Consider the following 12,212-nt stretch of genomic DNA (forward strand, 5'->3'; position numbering starts at 1 on the left):
CTTATATTTTCTATTTCTTTATTGGGTTCAACAAAATTAATATTAATTATTTGTTAAAGGTGGTTTAAATATAATGATATAAGTCAGAATGACAAATAAAAAAACAGGATTATAACCTGCTGATTATTAATTTATTATTTCAGACCATTCAAAAACACGGGTAAAACCTTTTCCCCAAAAATAGTCCTTAAAGCCTTCAAATTTGGTGCTCATTACAAAATCTCCGCCCCATGCACCCAGACTTTTAACAAAAACCGGGCAATCGGTGAAAAATTTATCCTTAACTGTGGGAATTTCAATGAAATCTGAAATTTTCTGCTCATGCAGCATCATGATTTCAGAAAACATTTCCAATTCACTGCATAATAAAACTTTTTTTGTTAAATCCGAAAATTCTTCAATAAGTTCCGGAGACTTTATTTTTGATTTGTAAAGGTTAATCCCTTCCCGGCTGTCCTGCTTCTGATTTAAGTGGATAAAAATAAGCTCATTTTTGAATGAAGGGTTAAAATCTGCTTTTTCGTACCAGATTTCAGGTTTATTTTTAAAAAGTACTGCTGATCTTTCTTTGGCTACGGCAATATCATATCCGCTTCCGCCAAGACTGATACTGTTTAGATGAAAAGGATCGATGCCGGACCATTCGGCGAGGTTATTCATTAAGGTTGAACTGCTTCCCAATCCGTAATCTGCGGGAAACTGAAGATTGGTCTTCAGATCATAGGAAGAATTGTTTTTGAACCGGGTCTCCGAAAGCTGCTGAACATTTTTCAGTGTTTTGAGGATAAATTCAGCGGCGGATGGCAGGTTAGTTTCAAGAATCTGCCAGTTTTTATAGCTGATAACTGCTTTCAGCCATAATTTATTCTGATGGTAGGCTTCCCAGATAATAAGGGAATTTCCATCATGCCTTTCTTTAAAAGAAAGCTCTTGTCCGAGCCGTGTTGGTACTGCTAAGACAAGAGCTCCGTCTATTGCGAAATATTCTGAAGTAAGCATAAGCTTTCCCGGTGAAAATATTTCGCCCATATTGTTTTTATTTAGATTGCTGAAGCCACTTCCACAGACGCATCAATTTTCTTGATCAGTCCCTGAAGGGTTTTTCCGGGACCAACTTCTACAAAATTGGAAGCCCCGTCTTTGATCATATTCTGAACGGACTGAGTCCATTTTACAGGTCCCGTAAGCTGAGCAATAAGATTCTGCTTGATCTCATCAGGATTGGTAATTGCCGTAGTGGTAATATTCTGGTAAACCGGAATAGTTGCTTTTCTGAATTTAGTTTTTTCGATAGCTGCTGCCAGTCTTTCCTGCGCCGGCTGCATCAAAGGTGAGTGGAACGCTCCGTTTACAGGAAGAAGAAGTGCTCTTTTTGCTCCTGCTTCTTTCAGTTTTGCACAGGCTTCTTCTACTGCCGGAGTTTCTCCTGAAATAACCAGCTGTCCCGGACAGTTGTAATTAGCAGGCACCACAATACCACTGATCTGTGCACAGATTTCTTCAACTTTAGCATCTTCAAGGCCTAAAATAGCAGCCATAGAGCTTGGATTGGCATCACAGGCTTCCTGCATTGCCTTAGCCCTTTCGGAAACCAGTTTAAGACCGTCGTCAAAAGAGAGAACTCCGTTGGCAACCAATGCTGAAAATTCTCCTAAGGAATGTCCTGCAACCATTTCAGCTCCAAGACCGTTTACTGCTTTCAAGGCAGCTACTGAATGTATAAATATAGAAGGCTGGGTAACCTCTGTTTTTTTAAGATCTCCATCTGTTCCGTTAAACATAATGGAAAGAATATCGAAACCTAAGATTTCATTGGCTGATTCCATCAGGTCTTTGATATCTTTTCTGGAATCATACAATTCTTTTCCCATTCCGACAAACTGAGAACCCTGCCCAGGAAATACAAGTGCTTTCATGTATTGAATTAAATATTATGCAAATATAAATATAATGTTAAAATAATTCTGTTAAAGAAACATAAATCATTTATGGTACCAATCTTATTACACGATAACCTGTATTTACATAAGCTCCGTTGGCTTTAGATTTTACAAACTCAAATTTGGTAGCCAGCTGGGTCTGTACTTTATTCATCTGCTTAAAGATCTCTCCTTTTCTGTTTTCTCTTGTCAGCATATCATTCACTACATCAAAACCTATGACAGCATATTTAGGAGGGGTTTTGCAGTATTTTGTTTTGTAGGCGGCAAGAATTTCCTTCTCAAAATTCCCATCGGTATTGATCTTTCTGTCCATCAGATATACAAGGCTTGCCTGGCTCAGTTCATCAACTTTCTTTTCGAAAACCGGAGAGTAATACATACTGAATGCTTTTACGCCCTGAACTTCTTTGGAAAGACCGATCATTTTAGCTGCAAACGCATCTCCTGCCGTATCACTGTTACTTGCCAGAATAGCAATAACCGGAGCAGACTGCCCTGTCATCATATTCTGATCCAACTGGATGTCTGCCGGTGAATTTACAATGATGATATTCGGATTTTTAACGGCTTTCTCCAAACCGCCTTTAATGTAGTCTGCCATTTCTTTTTTGTTATCGGCCACTACGTATATTTTCTGATCTGAATAAACAGATTTTACTTCTTCTACGATCTTATCAGCATAAGTCTGGTCATTGGTTTCCACGATGATCAGGTTGCTGTAATTATATAATTCCGGTGAATTGGCAAATGGTGCCACAACAGGAATTTTCTGATTTTTGGTAAAGTTGAGTACATCAATCACATTGGATTTAAAGAACGGGCCAATAATCAGGTCGGTATTATCCGGGTTGATCTGCGTCATTGAGTTTTTGAATGATGCTTCATTTCCGGAATCCACAATTTTGATATCCAGTTTCTGCCCTCCTCTTGCATTTCTCTCAATAGCTAGTTTAGCACCGGTAAGGAAATCCACAGCCATTCCCCTGTACTGGGTTTCATTGGTACTGTACCCGAATGGAAGCATTAACACGACGCTTAGTGCATCTCCGTTTTTCTTTACGTAAGCGGGGTCCTGTTTTTTTATCTTTAAAACCATTCCTGCTTTCAGCCCGTGAGAAAGGTCGGGATTAAGCGCAATAAGCTCGTCAATTGAGATTCCGAACTTATTGACGATGGAGAAAACGGTATCTCCCTGCAGAACGGTATAGGTAACGTAATCATCACCTGCTGCGGCAACAGATCCGGCTGAAGATCTTTCGTTTCCTGAGTCTATTTTTGCTTTCGGATTTACCGCTTCAGAAGGGGTTTCCGTATTTGATTTTTTAATGTTGATGGTTTCACCGGGTTTCAGACCTTTTGCCTCCAATCCCGGATTTATAGCAAAAAGCTCCTGCTGGCTGATACCAAACTGTTTTGAAATTCTGTAATAATTATCTTTGGCCTGAATGACATAAGTTCCCTGATCGGATGATCCCGTGGCCGCCGGCTTTTCAACGGATGTTTCGGCTGGCTTAGTGGCAGGCACAGTCTGCTGTCCGCCGCCATATTTTTTAATACTTTCAAGGGGCAGTACAATCTCATCACCGATCTTTGTGTGAGAATCCAGATCAGGATTCAGCTTCCGAAGGTCTGTTTCGGATATACGGTACTGTTTTGTAATTCCGTAGACGGTCTGTTTAGGCTGTAATACAATTTTACCTACCGGTTTTCCAAAATTGGGTGCAGGTTTTTCAACGAATGCAGGTTTGGATACCGGGGCAGTCTGTTTTTCAGCTTTCACCGTAAGAACATCACCGATAGCCAGCTTTCCGTCTTTGTGTTTAGGATTCAACTTTAATAATTCCTCTACAGTTATCCCGTACTTTTTAGCAATATTGTAAGGATTATCTCCTTTGGCAACGGTGTGTGAATTCTGGGCAGAGACACCCAAAACCATACATAAACCGGACAGAATAAAAAACCTCTTTATCATATCAGATACTTATAATTTACAAAAATACTCCTTTAAAATTAAATGGCAACAATTATTAATTTGGATTCTTGAACCACCATTTCTTCCAAACAATTTTCAAGCCATGCATACCCATAATCTGAAAAGAATACGCTGAAATTACAGACTCTCTCCTGCCAGGTCTTCGATGGATGTACGTCTAAAAACAGGTTTTCCAGTCTTTCCAGCAGTTCCTTCTGTTTTATCTTTTCAGCATGAAGAAGTCTTTTTTTCATTCTTCTGAAAGATTTCAGCTGTCTCACTTCTTCTGCTTTCACCATATTTCCAAAAGATTTCTCCGTAGTTTCGGCAACAGCTTTCAATTCTGAGAATCCTTTTTCCAGAAGCATTTCTTTTTCTTCCAGCAATTTTAAAACATTACTATCCTCTAAAATTTTCTGCCTGGTAATATCGGTAAAGTTTCCGAAAAATTCTTCGATTTTAAGATTCAGCCGTTCAATTTTTCCTAATGTTTTTTCCTTGAGAAAGAGCATTGAGTTTCTTGGAATCAAAACAGGAAACGGTATACTGACTGCTGAAAAGTAATCTTTGAGTTCAAGCCAGTACATGATTTCTGCATTTCCTCCTATATAGGCCAGATTGGGGAGCACTTTTTCCTGATAAACAGGACGCATGAGAGCATTAGGGCTGAATTTTTCAGGACAGTTTTCCAGTTCAGCCAAGATTTCTTCCCGGGTAAACTGAATATCTGTATCTACGATTCTGTAAACTTTGCCGTCAAAATCTATTCTGTCTCTGGTTTCTGAAAGATAGAACAGGTTTATTTCCCTGGGATTAACCTGGACTTTGCCATATTTCTCTGTCAGATAGTCTACTTTTTCCTTTGAATTGCTGTAAAGGCTGAAATGAAGCAATTCTTCTTTAAAAATATCTCTGACCTGTGTTTTGAGCGCTCCGGAATCTCCGTCTATCATCAGCAGTCCGAATTCGGAAAAGAGACGGTTGACGAGGGTTTTAATTGCCTGGGTAAGCGTATTACCTGTTTTATAGGCTTCTTTCAACATCAGGATCAGTTCTGTTCCAAAAACAGAATCTTTGAATTCTTTCTCAAATTCTGAGATAAAAAAGGTATCGCTGATCTTTATCCGGCCTACCGCCCCTCCGGATTTTTCGTTGATCTCGTAGTAGTTATTCTCTGTTTTGAAATGATTGATCTCAGCAAAATCGTGGTCTTCCGAGGCCATCCAGTATACCGGAACAAAATTGAAGTCGGGGAAGTTTTCCTTCAGCCAGGTACAGGTTTTAATCGTCTGCAAAATCTTGTAGATAAAGAAAACGGGGCCTGAGAACAGGTTCAGCTGATGTCCTGTTGTGATGGTAAATGTATCGGGGAGTTTCAGGTTATCCAGATTTTCTCTCTGCCTGGAAGACAGGGATAGGTGTTCCATCTGCCTCATGAGCTCACCGGATAAAACATTCCTATGGTCCCGGGTAAAAGAATCTTTTTTAAGATGAATCTGGTTTCTGAAATGTTCTAAAGAAAACGTATTTTCTTCAAATCCCTCAATTTTTTGGTTCAGAAAGTCTTTCACCAGCTGAGGGATACTGTCTATATCGTTAAAGGATATTTTATTGATTGTTTTCAACCTGTTTCGATTTTAGTTGAACAAATACCATACAAGCCCGATATTCAGTCTGAAGTCATAAACCGGATAATGCGGGAATGCATAGGCTTTATTGTTGGAAATTACCGTTCCTATCTGCTGTCCCTCTACATAAAAGAACATTTTTTTAACTTTCATATTGATATAAAGATCGGCAATGGGCTGTCCTCCGATTGAGAATGCATCGGCATTAGGAAGGATGTATTCGTTAAGGATCGGGAAATAGTCTCTCGATGCAAATTTGGAGAAATAATAGACTTTCACTCCGGCCTGAATTTCAGCTGCCTTTTTAAATGCCCGGGTCTGATAGAAAAAATTGGCTCTACCGATAAAACCCGGCATGGGAAGAAGGTCTTTATTCGTTAATGCATTCTGGAAATGAAGTCTTGTATTTAAATGAAATTTCTTAAAACTGAATGTGGCATCTCCTCCGATCTGGGAAATACTCAGTGAACTCTCACTCTGTTTTGGATTGGCACTGCTGTCAAAATAGGCATAGTTGTCTATTCTGAAATAATTGGCAAATAACTCGGTTTTGAACCATTTCAGGTTGATGCTCCCACCAATCTCAGTGACTGATTGATTTTTAGCATTTTCAAGATAATAATTGAACCCATTATAAGCGGAAGTATTCAGTAAATAGTTAAATGACGGATAAGCACTCTGGAAGTTTACCCTGGCATTGACAAAATAATCTTTGATGGGTTCAAATTTAAGATTATTAGCTGTTCTGAGATAACTTCCGAACTGGCTTCCGTTTGAAAACTCCAGAAAGGATTTCAACTGGATTTTATCCCAAAGTTTTACCTGAAGATTTCCTACGGCTCCTATTCTGTTTTCCTTCAATTCTCCCGGCAGGGTTGTCCCGTTGACCGTAGCAAGATCTCTTACTCCAAATTTCAGCATCTGATAACGAACTCCTGCATCAAGTTTGAATTTTTCATTATCGAAAACAAGGCTTACCGTATTACTGAAATTATCTGAATATTTTTTTGTTGTCAGAGGAAAACCGCTGATCACCTGTGTAGCGGCATCGGTATACCAGTAAGATTCCAGCTGTCCCTGGTTATAATAATATTTATTTCCCTGGTGGAAAACGGTATGTCTTATACTGAAAGGAAATTTCTCTGCATTGAAAGGGGTAAACTGATGGCTGAGATAATATCTTCTGTAGGAGAACTGCGAGCTTGATGATGCCAGATTTACCTGGGCATTCTGTCTGTTTTTGTAGTTGCTGTCACCATTCTGAAATTTATCATCATCCTGGATTCCTCCACTTTCCTGATTATTGACATTCTGGTGAAGGTAATGGGCGAAGAGTTCATAGTTCCCGCTTTTGGAAACATAATGTCCTGAGAAAATGGTATTGTTATTAGCCGCTAATGAATTCCTGTAAAATCCCTGAGAGCGCAGTCCCATATATTCAACTGCAAAATTGAATCTTTTACCGATATTCTGGGTATAGGTTGAGTTAAGAGCGGCCCCGTTTTTCATAGCGGTATGGTAAATGAAAGATGCCGTTGGTGTTTTTACATCGTAGTATTTAACGTCATCAACTCCTAAGATCATATAGGACTTATTGGAAGGCAAAAGAGACAGGTTCTGTTCGGCATTCACTTCATATACAAGAGGATTGAATCCAGCTCCTATGTTGGCAGGCTGAACTTTACCAAAATTGTCTCTGTTATTGTACTGTGAGAAGATGTGGGTCTTATCAAAGGTCATCACGGTATCAAATACTTTCTTTTCAGAAAACTGGGTCTGATACAGATAATCGTTAATTGTAGGTTTAAAAATCTTCAGAGAGTCTTTTTTCCCTGTATCAATGACCAGGGTGTCTTCTGCTTTTTTAACCGGATTGGCTGGATCTGCTGTATTGACGATCTGAGCTTTTGTAAAACCGCTGAAGGCAACAAGTATAAGAAATAAGTATTTCATGTATCTATATATTATCACAAAATCATAAGATCTCCGAGACATGGCAGGGTGCTGATTTTGTAAAGCAAAAATAAGAAATAATGTCAAAATAATGGTCTATAAACATTTTCTTATCCTGAATCGTATAAAAGACTCTTATAAATGTTGATTCAAAAAGATGTAGAGCTGAATTGCATTATTTTGATGTACCATTTTAAATAAAAAAGGCAGGATAAAATGTTATCCTGCCTTCTATATGATTCATTTAATTTTTAAAATTAAATCTTACCATCCAACGTTCTGCTGAATATTCGGATTAGCAAATATTTCAGAATAAGGAATTGGTAAAGTCATTTTGTCTACATTAGGGAAAGTAGTATTCGGATAAGCAGCAGTTGCATCACTTGCAGCTCTGGTTACAATTTTACCGTTTCTCTTCAGGTCAGACAATCTTTTTCCTTCTAACGGGAATTCTCTGAATCTTTCTTCCAGAATTTTATCAATAGCATCGGTTGCACTTGTAAAGGCAGCATCATTGGTATACTGAACAGCATATCCTCCGGTAGGAACAGGAACAAGAGTATTAGTACCATTTCCGTTTCTTGCTTTACGAACTAATAGATAATCATTGTAAGCTCCTGGCAGATCACCACCTTTAGCTTTAGCTTCAGCTCTTAACAAAATGATCTCAGCAGTTCTAATCGCTTTAACATTGGCAATACCTCTGTTCTGAGTAGTTCCATAATATTTTTTGAAAACTGTATTACTATTTAAATATGCAGCTCTTCTTAAATCCGCAGCGTTATATTTTGGAAGTAAAGTAGTAGATGGCGACCAAAATGTTCCTAAAGAAGGTGAAGTATATAAACCTCCGATATTCACACTTGCAGCTCCAACAATATTAATCTGCTGGAAAATCACCTCTGAACCGTCTACTGCACCATTCATAGTACCTGCACCAGCAATCGGGTCAGCCCAAACCGGAGCAACATTATTGACCATTGACGGCACCCCTGTAACGTTATCATATGTAACGGAAGCACCTTTTAACACTTTGGAACCAATCGCCAAATTAGCTGCAGTAATAGCATTAGGATAATCATTCATTTCCAGGTATACCTGTGCTTTCATTGCATTTAATGCATCTCTGCTAATATACTTGTTATTTGTATTACTTGGATTTAAAGCTAACGCCGCATTAAGATCAGCTAAAACATTCTGATAAGAAGTCTGCATATTATCTCTAGGTGGAGTACCATAAGTAATATCTTTTGCTGTCTTCATGTAAACACACCCTAATGCATTTGCACTATATTTTGGTGAGAAGTTCTCTAAAATCAGCATATGGTTAAAAGCTCTCATCCCCAAAGCTTCCGCCTTAATCTGGTTTTTTGATAAAACAGTAGAGTTCCAAGTGATTCCGTCATTATTAACAGTATCAATGTTATCTAAAACTTTATTTGCAGTAAATATAGTTCTGTAAGCACTATACCATAGTCCTTCAACATCTCCATCCTGTGATGTGAATGTTCTTCCCCATAAAAATACTCCACTACCATTATTCGTAGTAGCAATTTTAAGTTCGTCTGTCATTAGAGCCTGAATAAAACCTTCACTAGCCAATGGCATTGTCTGATAGGTATTATTAAGCAATTGTTGTAAGTTACGAATATCTGTTAATGTCTCAGGAGTTTCCGGAAGAGCGTCCGGATTAACATCCTCCAATAGATTAGTACAACTTACAGTTGTAAGTCCTAGCACAGAAGCTAAAAGTATTCTATTTATATAGTTTTTCATAATGATTTTAAGAATTAAAAAGTTATCGTAGTTCCTAATGAAATTACTCTTGGAGTAGGATATTCATATTGTGCAATATTATTATCATCATCCGGATCAAAGCCAGTCCATTTAGTCCAAGTATAAAGGTTCGTTCCTTCTGCAAAGATTGTAATACCACTAACTACACCACGTAACATGTCTTTAGGAAGATCATAACCTAATCTAACATTCTTCAGTCTGATAAACGATGCATTTTCTATGAATTTAGAGGAGAACTCCACTTTATATTCACCACCCTGTACATCCGTAATCTGTCCTGGAGTTGTCCAAACATCCAATTGGTTTACATTCTGATTCAGGTACCAGAAACTTGGGTTTTCCTGGAAGAATCTCTGATTATTAAATCTTGAGAAACCAGATTTCCACTGGAACTGAGAAGATAATGAGAATCCTTTATAATTCAGGTCAAGACCAAATCCTCCCATATAAGGTGCATAGAAAGTACCCCATCCGGTTTTATTATTGATCGCATCATAAACCTCTGTTGGATTTCCATTAACATCCTGATAGATCGGTGCTCCTGTCTGTGGGTTTACTCCTGTCCAGCCTACGATGAAGTGGCTACCTAAAGCTTCTCCAACTCTGATAATAGAAGTTCCCTGCTCAAACTGATTAACCTGACCTAAATCTGTAATTTTATTTTTATTATATGCAAAGTTTGCAAATAATGAAAGTTTGAAATCTTTGTTTCTGATAACATCTCCATGTAAGTCAACTTCCACCCCTTTATTGCTCATTTTACCTGCATTCCAGTTGTCAATTGCGCTAAATCCTGAAGTTGCGGAAAGGCTGTAAGTTACATATAAGTCTTTTGTCTGTCTGTCGTAAACATCTACGGATCCCCAAAGTCTATTTTTAAACAATCCAAAATCTAAACCAAGGTTAACCTGTCTTTCTTTCTCCCATTTATAGTTTTCATTAAGAGGGCTTCCAACTGCCAAAGATCTTGATGTATCATATAGAGAACCATATGAATAGTATTGCAAATCATTGTAAGGGTATAGTGTAGTTGGATCACCGGTATTACCTGTCCAACCGATACTACCTCTTAACTTCAATTCGTTAAAAATACTATCGGACATGAAGTTTTCTTTATTAATTGCCCAAGCTGCCGATACCCCTCCGAAAGTACCTGCTTTTTCAGCTTTTGAGAACTGAGAGCTGGCTTCCCTTCTTATGTTGGCATCAAAGAAATATTTATTATCATAGTTATATGAAATAGATCCTAATGCAGCTAAAGTAGTAAATCTTGTAGATCCGCCGCTAAGAACAGGAATAAGGGTAGCTGAAGTAATAATAGAAGCAGGTGTATTAGCTGCAACATTATAACCAGTATATCCAAGACTCTCTCTGAATCTTCCAACATATTCTCCTAAGATATATGCAGAAAAATTGTGCACATCATTAAAGGTATTTTTGTAAGATAATCTGGCGTTCGAAGTAAGAGTAGTCCAGTTGGAAATTGATCTTGTTAAAGATCCGTTTCTACCTGGGTTCGTAGTAGAACCATAGTAAGTAGCAGGATTGTTGTAGGTAGTACTGTTATTTTGAGTAAAATCCACCCCACCCATTACTCTTGCAGTAAAGTGATCATCAAAATCATATTCACCAAATACACTCGAAATCAATTTCATTTGTTTTCTTCCTCTTGCACCTTCCATAGTCTGCTCAAGAGCTCTTGCACCGTAATTTAATGCATAAGACGCTGAACCAAACAAACCTTGGTTAACCGCATAAGACCCGTCCGGGTTATATGGTGTTAATACAGGAGCTGTGTTCACTGCAAAGAAAGGGTTATTGGTAAATACACCCGCTTCACCAGTGATATTGGCTGTTTTATTGAAACTCAATGATGAGTTAACACCAAATCTAAAATTCCTACCATTACCGGAATTAATCTTAGTATTCAATGTATATCTGTCTAAGCTGGAATTAAGTGCAATACCATCCTGGCTAAACTGTGCCAATGAAACATAATAGCTGGTATTATCACTACCACCTGAAACTGCGATATCATTTGAACTGGTTCTACCTGTTCTAAAGAATACTTTAGTCCAGTCTGTGTATAGCTCCGGCTTATCTGCATAATATGCTACATCACTATCATCAAAATTCCCCCATTTATGATTCCAGTCTAGCCATTGCTGAGCATTCATTAATTGGTATTTATATTTACCTTTCATTGCTATACCCGTTTGACCTGTATACTGAACTCGAAGAGCACCTTTTTTACCTGATTTAGTTTTCACCAAAATCACCCCGGCTCCACCGGCTGCTCCATACTGAGCTTTTGCGGCTGCATCTTTCAATACGGAAACCTCTTCAAAGTCATTTGGGTTCAGACCAGCGAACGCTGTTGAATTCAAAGGAACACCGTCCACAACATATAAAGGAGTAGTACCTCCATTGATTGATCCAGCACCTCTAATAATGATATTACCTCCGGTACCCGGCTGTCCGGATCCAACCATTACATCTACCCCTGCAATACGTCCTCCTAAATTCTGAACAAAGTTACCAACAGGCACATTATTCAATTCAGCAGCTTTTACTGTACCTACAGCAGTTGTTACAGCTTCTTTCTTTTTATTGCTATAACCAACCATTACTACTTCATCAATTTGAGTTGCTTTAGTAGCTAATGTATCATTCTTTTTTGTTTGCGCAAAAGCCACTGCTCCTAAGAAGAACACAGCCCCGGCACTTAATACACGTAGTTTAACATTCATATTAACAAATTTTAATATATTTTAATGGGCAAATATGTTAATAAATATTAACACTTGCAAGTTTTTAAGTAGCATCTGCAACACTTTTTTTTACATTTTAGTATAAAAATTACATCAAATAAACAGGATTTAACAATAATACTTAATTTTTATTTCATAAAATATAAAT

General features: G+C 38.0%; 7 protein-coding genes. All 7 read right to left on the bottom strand.

Going from position 1 to position 12,212, the window contains the following annotated elements; translation table 11 throughout:
- Positions 1 to 126 precede the first annotated feature (126 nt).
- The 7 genes from AC106S_RS21580 to AC106S_RS21610 all read right to left on the bottom strand — a co-directional run bounded on the left by AC106S_RS21580 (position 127) and on the right by AC106S_RS21610 (position 12,043).
- Positions 127 to 1,029 carry a GYDIA family GHMP kinase gene (locus AC106S_RS21580; RefSeq protein ID WP_482441862.1) on the bottom strand — a complete coding sequence of 301 codons (903 nt, stop codon included), beginning with the start codon at positions 1,027 to 1,029 and terminating at the stop codon, positions 127 to 129.
- Positions 1,030 to 1,040: 11 nt separating this feature from the next.
- The gene (gene fabD / locus AC106S_RS21585; RefSeq protein WP_482441864.1) at positions 1,041 to 1,916 is read right to left on the bottom strand and encodes an ACP S-malonyltransferase; all 876 of its coding nucleotides are present in this window, start codon (positions 1,914 to 1,916) and stop codon (positions 1,041 to 1,043) included.
- Between the two features lie 70 nt (positions 1,917 to 1,986).
- Positions 1,987 to 3,915, bottom strand: a complete 1,929-nt coding sequence (locus AC106S_RS21590; protein WP_482441866.1) for a LysM peptidoglycan-binding domain-containing protein — start codon at positions 3,913 to 3,915, stop codon at positions 1,987 to 1,989.
- Positions 3,916 to 3,953: 38 nt separating this feature from the next.
- Positions 3,954 to 5,540: a bacillithiol biosynthesis cysteine-adding enzyme BshC gene (bshC, locus tag AC106S_RS21595; protein ID WP_482441868.1), complete on the bottom strand. Its 1,587-nt coding sequence runs from the start codon at positions 5,538 to 5,540 to the stop codon at positions 3,954 to 3,956.
- Positions 5,541 to 5,552: 12 nt separating this feature from the next.
- Positions 5,553 to 7,496, bottom strand: a complete 1,944-nt coding sequence (locus AC106S_RS21600; RefSeq protein WP_482441870.1) for a putative porin — start codon at positions 7,494 to 7,496, stop codon at positions 5,553 to 5,555.
- Between the two features lie 264 nt (positions 7,497 to 7,760).
- Positions 7,761 to 9,272 carry a RagB/SusD family nutrient uptake outer membrane protein gene (locus AC106S_RS21605; RefSeq protein ID WP_482441871.1) on the bottom strand — a complete coding sequence of 504 codons (1,512 nt, stop codon included), beginning with the start codon at positions 9,270 to 9,272 and terminating at the stop codon, positions 7,761 to 7,763.
- 14 nt (positions 9,273 to 9,286) lie between these two features.
- On the bottom strand, positions 9,287 to 12,043 hold the full coding sequence (locus AC106S_RS21610) for a SusC/RagA family TonB-linked outer membrane protein (protein WP_482441872.1): 2,757 nt from the start codon (positions 12,041 to 12,043) through the stop codon (positions 9,287 to 9,289).
- Positions 12,044 to 12,212 lie beyond the last annotated feature (169 nt).

Source organism: Chryseobacterium sp. FR054 (assembly GCF_056844565.1).

Bases quoted from the DNA above. Each gene is read 5' to 3' on its own strand.
- fabD (WP_482441864.1), bottom strand. From the start codon at position 1,916: ATGAAAGCACTTGTATTTCCTGGGCAGGGTTCTCAGTTTGTCGGAATG.
- AC106S_RS21605 (WP_482441871.1), bottom strand. From the start codon at position 9,272: ATGAAAAACTATATAAATAGAATACTTTTAGCTTCTGTGCTAGGACTT.
- AC106S_RS21600 (WP_482441870.1), bottom strand. From the start codon at position 7,496: ATGAAATACTTATTTCTTATACTTGTTGCCTTCAGCGGTTTTACAAAA.
- AC106S_RS21610 (WP_482441872.1), bottom strand. From the start codon at position 12,043: ATGAATGTTAAACTACGTGTATTAAGTGCCGGGGCTGTGTTCTTCTTA.
- AC106S_RS21590 (WP_482441866.1), bottom strand. From the start codon at position 3,915: ATGATAAAGAGGTTTTTTATTCTGTCCGGTTTATGTATGGTTTTGGGT.
- AC106S_RS21580 (WP_482441862.1), bottom strand. From the start codon at position 1,029: ATGGGCGAAATATTTTCACCGGGAAAGCTTATGCTTACTTCAGAATAT.